The sequence below is a fragment of the Sphingobacterium cellulitidis genome (genome assembly GCF_043187465.1).
GTDB classification, from domain to species: domain Bacteria; phylum Bacteroidota; class Bacteroidia; order Sphingobacteriales; family Sphingobacteriaceae; genus Sphingobacterium; species Sphingobacterium cellulitidis.
The window spans coordinates 4,199,143-4,214,659 of record NZ_CP171136.1; the positions used below are offsets into that span (position 1 = coordinate 4,199,143).

The 15,517-nt window shown below is 37.2% G+C and carries 13 protein-coding genes; 6 read left to right on the forward strand and 7 right to left on the reverse strand.

The features are described from left to right. Positions 1–83 precede the first annotated feature (83 nt). Positions 84–1,193, forward strand: coding sequence for a DEAD/DEAH box helicase (locus ACF3OC_RS18295; protein ID WP_392470361.1), 1,110 nt, complete (start codon positions 84–86; stop codon positions 1,191–1,193). Positions 1,194–1,224: 31 nt separating this feature from the next. Continuing rightward, the gene (locus tag ACF3OC_RS18300; RefSeq protein WP_094257399.1) at positions 1,225–1,419 is read left to right on the forward strand and encodes a cold-shock protein; all 195 of its coding nucleotides are present in this window, start codon (positions 1,225–1,227) and stop codon (positions 1,417–1,419) included. 637 nt (positions 1,420–2,056) lie between these two features. Here the strand turns inward: ACF3OC_RS18300 and ACF3OC_RS18305 are convergent. From ACF3OC_RS18305 to ACF3OC_RS18320, 4 genes are all read right to left on the reverse strand, one after another. Then, positions 2,057–2,842 (reverse strand): tyrosine-protein phosphatase, encoded by a 786-nt coding sequence (locus ACF3OC_RS18305; protein WP_392470363.1) that lies wholly within the window; start codon positions 2,840–2,842, stop codon positions 2,057–2,059. 105 nt (positions 2,843–2,947) lie between these two features. Next, positions 2,948–3,937: a mannose-1-phosphate guanylyltransferase gene (locus ACF3OC_RS18310; protein WP_277711626.1), complete on the reverse strand. Its 990-nt coding sequence runs from the start codon at positions 3,935–3,937 to the stop codon at positions 2,948–2,950. Between the two features lie 3 nt (positions 3,938–3,940). After that, on the reverse strand, positions 3,941–4,465 hold the full coding sequence (locus ACF3OC_RS18315; RefSeq protein ID WP_392470365.1) for an exonuclease domain-containing protein: 525 nt from the start codon (positions 4,463–4,465) through the stop codon (positions 3,941–3,943). 24 nt (positions 4,466–4,489) lie between these two features. Beyond that, positions 4,490–5,770 carry a replication-associated recombination protein A gene (locus ACF3OC_RS18320; RefSeq protein ID WP_392470367.1) on the reverse strand — a complete coding sequence of 427 codons (1,281 nt, stop codon included), beginning with the start codon at positions 5,768–5,770 and terminating at the stop codon, positions 4,490–4,492. 219 nt (positions 5,771–5,989) lie between these two features. Here ACF3OC_RS18320 and ACF3OC_RS18325 point away from each other — a divergent pair, with 219 nt between their 5' ends. Continuing rightward, the gene (locus ACF3OC_RS18325) at positions 5,990–7,093 is read left to right on the forward strand and encodes a tetratricopeptide repeat protein (protein WP_392470368.1); all 1,104 of its coding nucleotides are present in this window, start codon (positions 5,990–5,992) and stop codon (positions 7,091–7,093) included. A gap of 200 nt (positions 7,094–7,293) precedes the next feature. Continuing rightward, entirely contained in the window at positions 7,294–9,411 is a 2,118-nt protein-coding gene (locus ACF3OC_RS18330) for a carboxy terminal-processing peptidase (protein WP_392470369.1), read from the forward strand. A gap of 49 nt (positions 9,412–9,460) precedes the next feature. On the opposite strand, the gene ACF3OC_RS18335 is transcribed toward ACF3OC_RS18330, so the two are convergent. Next, entirely contained in the window at positions 9,461–11,062 is a 1,602-nt protein-coding gene (locus tag ACF3OC_RS18335) for a M20/M25/M40 family metallo-hydrolase (protein WP_392470372.1), read from the reverse strand. Between the two features lie 237 nt (positions 11,063–11,299). Then, positions 11,300–12,949: a glucose-6-phosphate isomerase gene (gene pgi / locus ACF3OC_RS18340; protein ID WP_392470374.1), complete on the reverse strand. Its 1,650-nt coding sequence runs from the start codon at positions 12,947–12,949 to the stop codon at positions 11,300–11,302. 73 nt (positions 12,950–13,022) lie between these two features. Here pgi and prfB point away from each other — a divergent pair. Then, a protein-coding gene (prfB, locus tag ACF3OC_RS18345; RefSeq protein ID WP_392470376.1) for a peptide chain release factor 2 occupies positions 13,023–14,106 on the forward strand; the annotation gives its coding sequence in 2 pieces (ribosomal slippage) (positions 13,023–13,082 and positions 13,084–14,106; 1,083 coding nt in all). Positions 14,107–14,228: 122 nt separating this feature from the next. On the opposite strand, the gene dcd is transcribed toward prfB, so the two are convergent. Further along, positions 14,229–14,765, reverse strand: a complete 537-nt coding sequence (dcd, locus tag ACF3OC_RS18350) for a dCTP deaminase (RefSeq protein ID WP_094257408.1) — start codon at positions 14,763–14,765, stop codon at positions 14,229–14,231. Positions 14,766–14,982: 217 nt separating this feature from the next. Here dcd and ACF3OC_RS18355 point away from each other — a divergent pair, with 217 nt between their 5' ends. Next, entirely contained in the window at positions 14,983–15,516 is a 534-nt protein-coding gene (locus tag ACF3OC_RS18355; protein WP_169715196.1) for a sigma-70 family RNA polymerase sigma factor, read from the forward strand. Position 15,517: the final 1 nt, after the last annotated feature.

Sequence of the window (15,517 nt, forward strand, 5' to 3'; positions counted from 1 at the left end):
CTAAAGGGCAAGAAATGCCTTGTAAATAATAATCTTGTTGGCTTTCAAAAATGAAAGAGCAGGATGAGAGTTAATCAGAAAAAATGAATTTTAAAAACATCGGGCTTATAGCGCCAATTTTAAAAGCTATAGAGGAATTAGGACACACTGCTCCTACGGAAGTACAAAAACAATCCATTCCTTTCATCCTTGAAGGAAAAGATATCATTGCTTGCGCACAAACTGGGACAGGAAAAACAGGAGCATTTACTATTCCGCTTTTACAATTACTAACTTCAGAGCGCTATTCCCAAAAAAAGCCTCGGGCACTAATAATGGTCCCTACTCGGGAATTAGCATTACAGATTGCACAAAATATTGAGGATTATAGTAAATACCTCTCCATAACTCACGCAGTTATATATGGTGGGGTTTCCCAGGTAAACCAAGTAGAAAGGTTACGTAAAGGTGTGGATATAATTATCGCAACTCCTGGAAGATTATTAGACCTTTTAAATCAGAATCTACTAGATCTAAGTTTGGTTCGTCGGTTAGTATTGGACGAAGCAGATAATATGCTTGATATGGGATTTGTCAACGATATAAAAAAAATTCTTAAATCGATATCCCACTTAAGGCAAACATTATTGTTTTCTGCAACAATGCCCAATCCGATACGTAAATTTGCAGGAGAAATCTTGAAACAACCTGTTGAACTCTATGTGACACCAGTTTCTTCCACCGCAAAAAAAATAAGACAATCAGTTTTCTTCGTAGAAAAAGGTCAAAAGGCAAAACGATTGACTAGCATATTACTAAATGAAAAAAACACCCAGACACTGGTATTTATACGCACAAAGCATGGTGCCGACCGATTAGTAAAATCGCTAGGAAAAAGCGGTGTTCCAACGGCTTGTATCCACGGAAATAAATCTCAAAATGCCCGAGAAAAGGCTCTCTTATCTTTTAAAAACGGGCAGATTAATGTTCTTATTGCAACAGATATCGCAGCTCGCGGTATAGATATTAAGGAACTTCCCCAGGTCATCAATTACGATTTACCTGCAGATTCTGAAACCTATGTACATAGAATAGGGCGCACAGGCCGTGCTGGGAATGAAGGCAAAGCAGTTTCTTTCTGTAGCCAAGAGGAAAAACCAATACTACTGAAAATCCAAAAACTCTTAGGGTTTTCAGTACCCATAGCTCATTAAATCAAATAAATTTTAATAAAACAATAATAAAATGCAAGAAGGTACAGTAAAATTCTTTAATGAAACTAAAGGTTTCGGATTTATCACACCCACAAATGGCGGTGCAGATATATTTGTCCATTCAACTGGACTTATGAGCAACATCCGTGAAAATGATTCAGTAACATTTGATGTTGAAAATGGAAAAAAAGGTCTCAATGCGACCAATGTACGTGTAGTACGATAAAAAATAGCCATTAAAAAAATTCCATATTTAATTAAAGCGGGTTAAATTAATTTAATCCGCATTTTTTATCTCACAATCATTAGTTCTAAAATAGTAAAGCGTGATAAGCGTAATTTAGATAAAAGAAATCCATTACGTTTAAATTTGTTGTAAAGAATTAATCTCCTGAAAGAACAACCCCATATTCATCAATTAAGAAAGTTAAAAGATTCCTCTATTTTAACAAGTAATGAAAACAAAAAACAATTAATTCATTTATTTAATAGTAGACTTTAATGCCTATTCAATTACAAAGGTGCAATTGACACACAAGTAGCTAATATCTACCATTTTACATAAATATTCGACAGGTTAATTTGAAATTTTATTGGGAAAGGCCAGTCAAATCAAAAGATTTTCAGGTCAATAAAGCAAGATCAAGATCAACGAATGGTTAACCAAGCATCCTTTGCGTTAAAATAAAAGAGTGCCAGTTATCTCCACAACAAATCCTTGAGTTAAGGGAACTCTGAAGGCATAAATTTCAACTAATCGCTATGAAGAACTAGGAAACCGGTTACGATCTTACTAAAATCTGGCAACATCAATCTGAAGAATGTTGCCCGGGAGGCATTTGTGATAATCCACACAAAAATAATTATGCTATTTTCTTATCCTTTTGTGCATCAAATATTTTTGAGTTCTTAATGGGATTGTCTTTTAAAAGTTCTTTAACATCATATTTTGAAACAACAGATTTTAAAGCCTCCAAGTGACGTGTGTGATGCATATCTGTCCCAACAAAATCATACATTCCAGCACGTATTAGAGTCAAGGCGCAAGTCTTTACATTTTCACCATAATATTTGCTTATTGATAGTAGATTCAACTGCAAATAACAACCAGCTTGTTTAATCTCTTCGAAAATTTTAAAATTATTGTGATAGTAGTTATAACGTTCTGGGTGGGCTAAAATGGGTTGATAACCCCTATCTTGGATATCCTTGATTGTTTTAAACAATGCTCTGGATTCCGAAAGATACGACATTTCAATCAGCATATATTTATCAGCAATCAGACATAGTTTATCAGCTTGGATCCACTGCTCTATCTGATCATCAATCATATACTCTGCACTATAGTTCAATTTAAAATCAACAGCATTGGATTTTAAATAATCACTTAATTTATTATGTGCCTCTTTTATTGTTTCTGGGGTATTATTGTGAACGCCTGCCATTACATGCGGGGTGGAAACACTCTTATGAATACCTAATGACTTTAATCCATTGATCAACGTTATCGATTCTTCAAGGTCGGGACTACCGTCATCAATTCCCGGAAGAATATGATTATGAATATCCCAACCCACCCAATCCAATCGATTAAGATAAGCCGCTTGCTCTTCTTTTTTCCCTCCAAATAAGTTACTCCAATATCCCATATTTCTTAATTTTATTAAGTAGGTTGTTAGCTATTATAATAGACAACCTAATTCGCAATAAGGTTTAATGTATACGTGTGAATAACCTTATTTGCTACAGAAAATTTATATTAAAGCCGAATTATCCTTCTCCAACTGCTCATAAACTTGTTTGACATCCTGTGCTCTACTACGATCCAACACGAGTACCGCATCCTCAGTACTAACTAGCATACAGTTAGTTAATCCTACAAACACAGTAGGTTTATTGGTTCCTACAACAATATTGCCATTCTCATCAACTGGATGTCCCTTACTCTTAAAATATTCAAATAATGAATCAAACGCCCCCATATCGGACCATTGAAATCGTGCCGGAACAACCTTTATGAGATCACTACGTTCCATGACCGCGTAATCAATACTTTTTGAAGGAATTAATTTTGAATGCTCTTCATCCAGTACCAAATCTTCTGCATATTCAAAGGCGACCTCCGCAGCATTGTATAATTTAGGCTCAAATCGCATCAACTCCTCAAGATATACCCCTGCTTTGAAACAGAAGATACCAGAATTCCATAAAAAATTACCCTTTTTTAGAAAATCCTTGGCTGTATCTTCATTGGGCTTTTCCCGGAAGGAAAGAACTGTATTTCCATCATGCTCTATATATCCATAACCGGTTTCGGGCCTTGTAGGAATTATTCCAAATGTGGCAATAAACCCCTCCTGGGCATACATCACACCTTGATTTATAGCTTCTCTATAATTACTAAGACCTTCAATAAGGTGGTCAGAGGGAGTTACAATCAATATATCATCCGGATCAGCATGAAAGGCAGCAAAAGCAATTGCCGCCGCTGTATTTCTTGGTGCCGCCTCGGCAATTATATCATGATTCAGGCCTTTTAAATATGGCTCTGCAATCGTTTTATTCTGTGAAGATCCAACCAAAATAACTTTTGATGAAATCTCCTGATTCCTTGCAATAGTCCATTCAAATAAGGTTTTTCCCTCAAAGATAGGAAGATACTGCTTCGGCTTGGACTTCCGCGATAATGGCCATAACCTTGAACCAACACCGCCTGATAATATCACATTTATTATTTTCCCCATGACCTATCCTAATTTCTTCATTTCAATTGCATTGTCTACTTTTAAATACAATTCTGCTGTCGCACGGGCATCGGATAAAGCATCATGATGCTTTAACTCTACACTCATTAGCTCACAACAAATGCTCAACTTCGTGCGCTCAAAACCTAAAGATCGATAGATCTTACTTGTACATTCCCACATCGGTGCTAATCCCAATTCTTCAAAGGGCAAATTATAAAATTGCATCGTTTCTTTTAATACTGAACGATCCAATAACTCATCATGTGCAACCATATGTTTGGAACGGATTAACTCTTTTATCTTCGGAAAAATATCGATAAAGGTAGGTGCATCTACCGTATGTTTCGCCTTGATCCCATGAACCCTGGAAGTTTGCCACATATATTTATTCTGCGGTGGCTGAACCAAACTGTAAAATTCATCAACAATTTGCCCATTAACAACGTCTACTATTCCAACTGCACAAACACTGCTGTATTTGGCGGTTGCAAGTTCAAAGTCTATAGTTGTAAATGTTTTCGACATTTTCTATTATCGTATTATCTAAACTTAATATCCGTATTTACCTCGCCACTTTTCTCGAAGCGTAGCTCTCATCTTCTCTTCCGCCGAATTTTTCCCCGGTTCATAAATTTTTTCTGACTGCAACTCCGAAGGCATATATTCCTGCTCAACAAAATTTCCACTGTAGGCATGAGCATACATATATTCCGTTCCGTAGTTCAACTCCTTCATTAATTTTGTTGGAGCATTCCTCAAATGTAGAGGAACAGATAAGTCCCCAGTCCGGCGAACAATTGCCTGAGCCTTATTAATAGCCTCATAAGAAGCATTACTCTTTGCAGAACAAGCCAAATAGACAACTGTTTGCGACAAAATAATCCTCGACTCCGGCCAGCCTATCACATTCACTGCCTGAAAACAATTGTTAGCCAGCAATAATGCATTGGGATTCGCATTGCCAACATCTTCTGAAGCTAAAATCAATAACCTTCTGGCTATAAATTTTGGATCCTCCCCCCCTTCAATCATTCTTGCCAACCAATATACTGCCGCATTAGGATCACTCCCCCGAATGGATTTGATAAAGGCTGAAATAATATCATAATGCTGCTCTCCTGACTTGTCATATCGAACCCTACTCTGTTGAACATGCTTGGCAACAAATTCATTCGTAATCTCCTTACCACTATGGACCGCAGCCTGACTAACTAATTCCAATATATTTAATAGCTTTCGAGCATCTCCACCAGAAAGTTGCAATAAAGCCTCATATTCCTTGATGCCGATATTCTCAGACTTCAAAAACTCATCTTCTTGCAAGGCTTGATCAATTATTGAAATTAATTCTTTCTTATTTAGCCCCTGTAGAACATAAACTTGACATCGAGATAATAAGGCTGATATCACCTCAAAAGATGGATTCTCCGTAGTTGCACCTATTAATGTAACAGTCCCCCTTTCAACAGCTCCCAACAACGAATCTTGTTGTGACTTTGAGAATCGATGAATCTCATCAATAAATAAGATCGGCTGTTCCTGATTAAATTGACGCATTTGCTCCGCCTTATCGATCACTTCACGAACATCCTTTACCCCAGATTGAATAGCACTTAAACTATAAAATGGACGATCCAAAGATTTCGCAATTAAAAAAGCTAAAGTGGTTTTGCCAACTCCCGGAGGACCCCAAAAGATCATCGAGGGGATTGACTTTTGAACTATGGCATTCCATAAAACTGCACCTTCCCCAATAATATGTTTTTGACCAACATATTCCGTTAGACTTTTGGGTCGCATGCGCTCTGCCAATGGTACTCGTGTTGCCATAATTCACAAAGCTATCGATTTTTCATAGCAAACCCAATGTAAATAATGTTTAGTAATATTAATGTGGCATTTCCGCTATCTATTAACCCTTCTTTCAAGAAATAAAAATTACAACAAAATTTATTTTAACATTATTTAATATTTTATTCTGCTTTATACAGCCTTTCATTTATCTTATATTTCAAATTATTTAATACTTTTGAAAAAATGAACTTGCGAATGATTGATAAAGTGCGTGTTATATTCGCTTTAAGCTTAATTTTTCCATTATCAAGCTTAAAAGCGCAGAACAATGATAAATTACTAGACCCAGCTGGGTTTGTTACAAAATACGACAGTTCCTTCGCTGGAATTGGACCGAAGGTATACGTTTTACCTGCTCCTAGAACTAAAGAGGAGGAACTGGTGGACTCCTATAAAGAGAAAAGTGGATTCTTTGACTCCATTTCTAGACAATTGGACTATCAAATCTTGATCGAAGATTTTAAACCTTCTTCCAATGCGGCTTACCTAAAACAAAATTTTAATCCCCTACCAGCAAACGATCAGGATTGGAATACCCTTATTTCTAAACTGGAAGTCAACAAAAATTTCCCGCTTGCAGCCGGTCTATCTAATGAATATGCTTTCCAACTTTTGAAACAAGGGGATATCAATAAAACCATAGCCCTGCTTATCCGCGGATTAAATGCCGCTAGAAATTCTGGATCTGGTGAAAAATTTATCCTGGAATACAATCTGGCAAATGCATACCTATATAATGGTAACTTCTCAGATGCCTTTGCCATGCAGGAAACTTTCCTACAATCGGCAATCAATAATAAGGAAACCGTCGATCAGGCAAATACTTTGGTAAGGATTGCCCTGGTGCAAGCCCATGAAAAAAACTTTAAAGCCGCTGAAAACACAATTATCAGACGTGCTTTCCCATTATTTAATAAAACAAAGAACCATTATGGCAAGGTTAATGCTTTGATTTCCCTTGCAAAAATATATCAACTGCAAAACAAACATACAGAGGCCCAATGGTTCCTGATTCAGGCTAAAGATCTGGCTACTGCCAATAGAGTCCAAAATCAACTCCCTGAAATTGAATACATGTTGGCCTTCTCTAAATATGTTCAACAAAATTATAAAATTGCTCAATTGGAATTTGAAAATGCCAGAACATTGGCGGATTCTGAAAACAACAAAGTTTTGCAATTAGCCATTCATGATAAACTTGGTGATATTTATTTGATGATGGGAAATTTTAAAGAGGCTGAACAGGAATTATCTGACTATTGGAGGCTTAGAAACGAACTGTTTTCTTCCATAAACTAATACCAGGGTTTCTATAAATGAATATTTGAAACTGCTAATAAACAACTAAATCATTATTGAAATGAATATTTTACGTTCACAATCATATAGTGATTTAATTTTTAACTAAATTTAGCGCTAATTATAAAGCGCGCTAACTTAATAACAAAATCTAATTCGCCGTAGAATAATTAATGAACAAATTCAAGAACTATACATATATGTTTAAACATCTCATTTTCTGTCTTGCAGTAGTTTCTGTTGTAGCATGTGGTGCCAAACCACGCATCAACCTAGACCTAGAAGGTCTTGAATTAAAACCTACTACGCAACATGAAATCATAGCTAAGGAAGTAGCCAATCTTTTGGAAAACTTCAGCTATAAGAAAGTCCCTATGGGTGATTCCCTATCTAATATTGTCTTTAATAATTTATTGGAAGGTGTTGACCAAGGAAAAAATTACATGTTGAAATCGGATGTCGACGATTTCCAACAATTCAAAAACACGATCAGCCAAGACTTTAAACAAGGCGATCTTTCGAGCGCATTCTATATTTTCAATAAATACACAAATAGATACTTGCAGTGCATGAATTTTGCATTGGAACAAATTGACGCGAAACATGATTTCACAAAAGATGAATCTTACACCAGCTTCCGTGAAAAGGAAAATTGGTTCACTTCCGAAGCTGAACTTAAAGATCAATGGAGAAAACGTGTGAAATATGATCTGCTAAACCTTCGATTAACTGCTTCTGATTCTTCAAAAGTTGATGAAGAGAAAAATAAGGAAACCCTGAGAAATAGATACAACAACCTAATTTCTCAAGCAAAGAAAACCAATGCGAATGATGCTTTCCAAATGATTATGACAGCATTAACTGATGCTGTTGATCCGCATACAACCTATTACAATCCTTCATTTGCGCAAGCTTTTAATGAAAGTATGTCAAATACCTTAGAAGGTATTGGGGCTCAGCTTCAAATGGAAAATGAAATGGTAACCATCAAGCAGATCATCGCGGGTGGACCTGCTTTCAAAGATAAATCTTTGCATATCAATGACCGTATCGTAGCGGTGGCTCAAGGTAATGATGGTGAATTTGAAGACATTATCGGTTGGAGATTAGATGCTGCAGTAGCAAAAATTAAAGGCAAAAAAGGAACTGTGGTAAAACTTAAAATCCTTCCTGCTGGTGCTGAACTTTCGGCAGCTCCTAAAATCGTAAAATTAACCCGCGAAAAAATTATATTGGCGGAAGAATCAGCAAAACGTGAAACCAAGGTCATCAAAGGTGAAGATGGAAAAAACTATAAAATAGGGGTTATCAAGCTTCCTAAATTCTATATTGACTTCGAAGCTGTACGACGTGGTGATAAAGATTACAAAAGTACAACCAGAGATGTTAGGCTTTTATTGGATAGTTTAAAACAAGATGGCGTTGATGCTGTACTTATGGACCTGAGAAATAATGGTGGTGGCTCTCTTCAAGAGGCTATCGAATTGACAGGTTTATTTATCGACCAAGGTCCGGTAGTTCAGGTTAGAGATTCTAGAAACCGTGTTCAGGTTGATAGTGATGAGGAAACTGGATTAGCATGGGATGGCCCATTTGGCGTCATGATCAACCGTTTCTCCGCTTCGGCATCTGAAATATTTGCTGGTGCAATCCAAGATTACGGCCGTGGAATTATTCTGGGATCTACTAGTTATGGTAAAGGAACTGTTCAGAATGCTGTAGATATGTCTCGCTTTATAAGTGCAACTAACAAATTGTTAATCAAAGCATCAGGTGAAGCAGATCCTGACACTCCTAATGGTGCTCCTGAATTCGGACAAATCAATATTACTATGGGAAAATTCTATCGTGTTACTGGTAGCAGTACACAACATAAAGGTGTATCTCCTGATGTAGTATTCCCAACCCAATATTCAGCGGAGAAATTTGGCGAAAGCTCAGAACCTTCTGCGCTGCCTTGGGACCAGATTAAACCAACGAAATTTGCTATAGTTTCTTCTTTGAAAGATATCAATGCTCAATTGGAAGAAATTCACAAAAAAAGAATGCAAAAATCACCAGCTTATCAATTCCTTTTAGAAGACATCGCTGATTTCAATAAAAATGAAACCATGCCTGCTATCTCTCTAAATGAAACCAAATTGAAAGCTGAACGCGAAAAAATCAGACAAAAACAACGCGATCGCATCAATAAACAACTAGCTTTCCTAGGTGAACCCCTATGGAAAGAAGGACAACCGCAACCAAAATTGGATTACGATTTTGTCCTCGACGAAAGTGCTAACGTCCTAACGGATTATATCCGGTTGAAAAAATAACAAAAAAGGGGAATAATTAATTATTCCCCTTTTTTTGTTCCTACCCCTCTTAATATCCTACACCGGTTCTTCTCGGCTGACGAATTGCTGGCCAAGTTCCTGGCTTACCACTTGCATCCGCTGGTAAAACACGCTTTTCACGATTCACCAATCCTGGCTCCTCGGATGCCTTATACGTTAATATCGCTGTTAATATTACATTCGACATCAAATCATCAAATACTATTTTATCATAGGTATCTAAGTTGGTATGCCATGTATTGCTGAAATAACCCCAAGACAAGGAACTCAACATAAACCCTGGTACGCCAGCAGCCACAAATGAAGCATGGTCTGATCCGCCGCCACCAGGTGAACCTGGAAATTGTATCTTGATATCCTTGGTGATCTCACTTGGAACAGCTTCTAACCAACGTCCCATAAAATCATAGGCATGAACAAATCCGGAACCATTGATATTTGCAACACGACCAGTTCCATTGTCCAGATTGAATACCGCCTGTGTCTTTTCAATAACATCTGGATTATCCAGGACAAAGGAACGTGAACCATTTAAGCCTTGCTCCTCACTTCCCCATAAGCCCACCAATATCGTCCGCTTCGGGTTAGGCAGAACTTTCTTTAGAACTCGCGCAACCTCCATCATGGCAATCGTACCGGTACCATTATCTGTTGCTCCAGAACCACCTTCCCAGGAATCCAAATGCGCAGATAATATCACATACTCATCTGGGAATTGAGAGCCTTTAATTTCTGCAATCGTATTGAACGATGGAACATTGCCCAAATGTTTGGAAGAAGTCTCAACTTTAATTTTTGGCGCATAACCCTTCTCGGCTAGTCTGTACAGAATCCCGTAATCTTCTAGGGAAATATCCAATGATGGCGCTTTATGGGTTCTTGCACCAAAAATTTTGTTGGCACCAAATTCTCCCGACCAATAACTACTCAAAACACCTACTGCACCTGCATCCTCAAGTACGGAAGGAATCGAGTTCGGAGCTAATCCAGTTGCTTTGATTCTTTCATTCCATACCGCTCCTAAGGAATCTCGCTGTCTTTGCATCTTCGCATAGGATTCCGGAGTGCCATATTCTTTCCAATTGGCATCTGGACGTCCTGTTAATTGTGGCATAGAAACCATCACATATTTCCCTTTTACTTTTGGCAACCATGCACGGAACGATACTGAATCCTTAATATCTGGCAAGGCAATAACTTCTGCCTCAATTGCTTTTCCTTTGGTAGTCGGACTCCATGCTAATTGTGTTCCGGCAAGTGTCTTCTGCCTTGGATAGGTCATATCAATATGAGAAATCCCTCGTTCCCAGCCATGCCATTCTCCAAATTGTTGATTCTTTGCGGAAATTCCCCAACGTTGAAAGGTCTTTAATGCCCATTCATTCGCATGGGTCATCTGAGGCGTACCTACTAAACGTGGTCCAACAACATCTAACAATTCAAACGCCAATAACTCTAGCTCTGAATTATTCTTTGCCTCATTGACAATCTGCTCAACAACAGGATCTACAGGCTTTAAAGCCGAACCTCCCATACGTTGCGCATAAACCGTTGAATAAGAAATCCCCGTTGCCAATACCAAAAAAGCAATCTTCTTGAATTGACAAATTCTGTTTCCATTGAGTTTCATAGTAATATATTTTATTATTTAGGTAAACTCGAATGTCGGCAAAATTTGTCAATTATCCCGCTTTTTTAGCCTAATAACTCAAATTCAAACGTTGTCCATATCAGCTTTTGCCGACTCTCGACCCCCCCGATTTTATGATTATCTTATACTCAAAAAAAATAGCCTAGGCGTTAACCTAGGCTATTAAAATTTTCATTTAGTCAAGAACATTATTCCCTAAATGAAGTATATCGAACTTTAACTTCTCCAGCTTTTATACTGATTGATTAATCCATTTGTTGATGAATCGTGAGACTCAACCAAATTATTACCTTCTAATTCCGGAAGAATATTATTAGCCAACTGTTTGCCAAGCTCAACACCCCATTGATCAAAACTGAAAATATTCCAAATGATACCTTGAACAAAAATCTTGTGCTCATATAAGGCTATTAAAGTACCTAAGGTCTTTGGAGTAATTTCTTTGATCAAAAATGAATTCGTGGGTCTATTCCCTTCAAATACTTTAAATGGCGTCAATTCCTTGATCTCAGATTCCGACTTTCCTGCTTTCTTCAATTCTGCAACAACTTCAGATTCCGACTTACCATTCATCAATGCTTCAGTTTGTGCAAAAAAGTTTGAAAGTAACATCTGATGATGTTTTCCAAGTGGATTATGTGAAATCGCTGGAGCAATAAAATCACATGGGATCAATTTAGTCCCCTGGTGAATCAACTGGTAAAATGCATGCTGACCATTGGTTCCAGGTTCACCCCAAATAATCGGTCCTGTTTCATAATCAACCCTATTTCCATTTCTGTCAATATACTTTCCATTACTCTCCATATCCCCTTGTTGGAAATATGCCGCAAATCTATGTAAATATTGATCATACGGTAATATAGCGCTACTCTCTGCTTCAAAGAAATTGTTATACCAAATTCCTAATAAGGCGATGATAACAGGAATATTCTCCTCAAATTCTGCATTTCTAAAATGCTCATCTGCTTCATAGGCGCCAGTCAATAGCTCCTCGAAATGATCATAACCGACCGATAAACATATTGACAATCCAATTGCAGACCATAATGAATATCGACCACCAACCCAATCCCAGAACTCAAACATATTCTTCGTGTCAATCCCAAATGCGGATACGCCGGATTCATTGGTACTCAAGGCAGCAAAATGCTTCGCTACATCGCTTTGATTAGCTCCCGATTTTAAAAACCACTCCTTCGCACTATTGGCATTCGCCATAGTCTCTTGTGTAGTAAAGGTCTTCGAAGCAATTAAGAACAAGGTAGTCTGTGGATCTAAGGTCTTCAAGGTCTCCGCAATTTGAGTCGCATCAACATTAGAAACAAAATGCATATTCAACCGAGTCTTATAGGCTTTTAATCCTTCAGTTACCATAACTGGGCCTAGGTCAGAACCGCCAATACCAATATTCACTACATCAGTAATCTCCTTGCCCGTAAATCCTTTCCACTTCCCAGAAATAACACGATTCGAGAAATCTTTCATTCTGTCTAATACAGCCTGAATCTCTGGCATAACATCCTTACCTTCGGTAAGTACAGGTTTTCCAGATCTATTTCTTAATGCAGTATGTAGAACCGCACGATCCTCTGTCTCATTAATCTTTTCTCCATTGAACATCGCCTCAATCGCATCTTTTAATTGACATTCGCGAGCCAATTGAATCAATAATGCAATAGTCTCTTCGTTAATCCTATTTTTTGAATAATCTAATAGGATATCGCCCAAATAAATGGAAAATTTATCGAAACGTTCCGCATCCTTTGCAAATAAATCCTTGATGCTGGATTCGTTTATCGTTATAAAATGATCGGCTAAATATTTGAAGGCTTGGGTTGTTGTAAAATCAATTTTCGGTAACATATATTTTTTACTTTTGTTCAAATATAAGGATTACAGCTAAATCAATCCTTAATTTTATATTATCTTTGTTCTTATGACCAAAGAACAAATTCAAGACTTGAGGGACAGAATTACTTCCCTGAGGAGGCATCTTTGACATTGACGTCAAAAAAGCTGAAATCGAACGTGAAACCCAAATAACACTACAACCTGATTTTTGGGATGAACCCAAAGCCGCAGAAAAAATCCTGCACTCCATTAAAAACCATAAAATCTGGACCGACCAATTCGACGAAGTCTATTCATCAGTCGAAGATACCGGTGTATTATATGAATTTTTCCAATCAGGGGATGCTTCTGAAAAAGAACTTGAAGAGCAATACCAAATCGCCTTGAATGTTGTTGAAGAACTGGAATTCAAAAATATGCTGAGTGCCGAAGAAGATCAGCTGGACGCTATCCTTCAAATCACAGCGGGTGCAGGTGGTACCGAATCTTGCGATTGGGCAGCAATGCTTATGCGAATGTATATCATGTGGGGAGAAAAACATGGCTGCAAAGTAACTGAACAGGATTATCAAGAAGGCGATGTTGCTGGTATAAAAACTGTAACCCTCCAATTCTCAGGAAATTTCTCCTATGGTTATCTCAAGGGTGAAAATGGAGTTCATCGCTTAGTACGCATATCACCATTTGACTCAAACGCCAAAAGGCATACTTCCTTCGCTTCTGTATATGTTTACCCTTTGGTGGATGACAATATTGAAATCGAAGTTAAGGACTCGGAAATCGAATGGGATACCTTCCGCTCTGGCGGTGCTGGTGGACAAAACGTAAATAAGGTCGAAACCGCAGTTCGTTTACACCACAAACCAACCGGCATTATTATTAAGAACCAGGAGTCTAGGTCCCAATTACAGAATAAAGAAAATGCTTTACGCCTTTTAAAATCTCAATTGTATGAAATTGAAATGAGAAAACGTCAGGAAGCAACAGCAGCGATTGAGGGCTCCAAGAAAAAAATCGAATGGGGTTCTCAAATTCGAAATTATGTCCTACATCCATATAAACTGATCAAGGACCTAAGAACGAATACGGAAACTTCAAATACACAAGCTGTATTGGATGGTGACCTCGATGAATTCTTGAAAACTTATCTCATGGAATTTGGTGGTTAAAACAATCCAAGAAGTAATAGACACACCATAAAAGTAAAGGGCATCTAATTATTAGCTGCCCTTACTATTTTTATTTGTCAATCCTTTTGAAACTTGAAATTTCAAATATCCAAGTTTTCTATCTAGAATGCATTTTTCCACATCATACTCTCCACAGGTCTGATGGTTTTATTATTATATTTCGCATTGCCTTTACTATTGTACATGGTTTCAATATCACCTTCCACCACAAAGTAAATCAACTGTCCAATAGGCATTCCTGCATATACACGCACAGGTTGTGCTACTGAAATTTCCAAAGTCCAGGTGTTACAAAAGCCAACATCACCTTTACCGGCAGTTGCATGGATATCGATACCCAAACGGCCTGTACTCGATTTCCCTTCCAAAAACGGAACATGACCATGACTCTCCGTATATTCAAGAGTTACACCTAAATACAAAGTCCCAGGTTCAAGAACATACCCTTCGGCAGGAATTTCAAAATGCTCAATTTCATTATGTTTCTTCGCATCTAAAACCTCATCCTTATAACGTGCTAAGTACTTTCCTAAATGTACATCGTAGGAATTCGTCCCTAAACACTTACGGTCGAATGGCTCAATAACGATCATTCCTTTATCGATTTCCTCTAAAATTCTCTTGTCTGATAATATCATAGTATGGACCTAATATGCTGCTGATTAGCAGGATTCAAAAATACATATTTTTTGCGCTACTACAAGCTATTTAAGTTTATTCAGAGGATTCATGGGTAAACTTAGAATATTCATTCAAGATTTTTTATATTGCATTTACAATTGTAAACTAACCAACACCTAATTCTCAAAAATGCTCTGTTATAGTTCATATAGCTTAGAAGAACTTTTTATTCTCATGAAAAATTCAGATGAAACTGCTTTCAATGAATTATATGATCGTACTTGGCAAAAACTATATCTTACGGCTAGAGCAAAAACGAATAATGAAGGTCTAGCTAAGGAATTAATCCAGGATATCTTTATTGATTTTTGGGACAAAAAACATATTAGAGAAATTAAGGATGTTAAAGCCTACCTCAATCAAACTCTTCGATTTAAAATTATTGATATCTATAGATCAAAAAAACTTGATTTTGAAACTCTGGATGATATTGAAAATATTCTAATCGAATCAACAAGCTCTGATAAATATTTAATTGAACGCGAGCTTAACATAATTCTTAATTATTGGATGAAGAGCCTTCCTTTAAAAAGAAGGAAGATTTTTGAACTCCATTACTTCGAAAATAAATCCACAAAGGAAATCAGTGAAACCCTGCAACTCTCAATCAAGACCGTTCAAAATCAACTAATTACCAGCAAATCATCTTTAAAAGGAGTCCTTCAAAAAATTCTTTTTATTCTTTTTGTTTTTTTCTTTAGGACATAAG

Excerpts from the sequence above, each read along its gene's own strand:
- ACF3OC_RS18295 (WP_392470361.1), top strand. The coding sequence starts at position 84 with ATGAATTTTAAAAACATCGGGCTTATAGCGCCAATTTTAAAAGCTATA.
- ACF3OC_RS18310 (WP_277711626.1), bottom strand. The coding sequence starts at position 3,937 with ATGGGGAAAATAATAAATGTGATATTATCAGGCGGTGTTGGTTCAAGG.
- ACF3OC_RS18325 (WP_392470368.1), top strand. The coding sequence starts at position 5,990 with ATGATTGATAAAGTGCGTGTTATATTCGCTTTAAGCTTAATTTTTCCA.
- ACF3OC_RS18355 (WP_169715196.1), top strand. The coding sequence starts at position 14,983 with ATGAAAAATTCAGATGAAACTGCTTTCAATGAATTATATGATCGTACT.
- ACF3OC_RS18330 (WP_392470369.1), top strand. The coding sequence starts at position 7,294 with ATGTTTAAACATCTCATTTTCTGTCTTGCAGTAGTTTCTGTTGTAGCA.
- dcd (WP_094257408.1), bottom strand. The coding sequence starts at position 14,765 with ATGATATTATCAGACAAGAGAATTTTAGAGGAAATCGATAAAGGAATG.
- ACF3OC_RS18315 (WP_392470365.1), bottom strand. The coding sequence starts at position 4,465 with ATGTCGAAAACATTTACAACTATAGACTTTGAACTTGCAACCGCCAAA.
- pgi (WP_392470374.1), bottom strand. The coding sequence starts at position 12,949 with ATGTTACCGAAAATTGATTTTACAACAACCCAAGCCTTCAAATATTTA.
- ACF3OC_RS18300 (WP_094257399.1), top strand. The coding sequence starts at position 1,225 with ATGCAAGAAGGTACAGTAAAATTCTTTAATGAAACTAAAGGTTTCGGA.
- ACF3OC_RS18335 (WP_392470372.1), bottom strand. The coding sequence starts at position 11,062 with ATGAAACTCAATGGAAACAGAATTTGTCAATTCAAGAAGATTGCTTTT.
- ACF3OC_RS18305 (WP_392470363.1), bottom strand. The coding sequence starts at position 2,842 with ATGGGATATTGGAGTAACTTATTTGGAGGGAAAAAAGAAGAGCAAGCG.
- ACF3OC_RS18320 (WP_392470367.1), bottom strand. The coding sequence starts at position 5,770 with ATGGCAACACGAGTACCATTGGCAGAGCGCATGCGACCCAAAAGTCTA.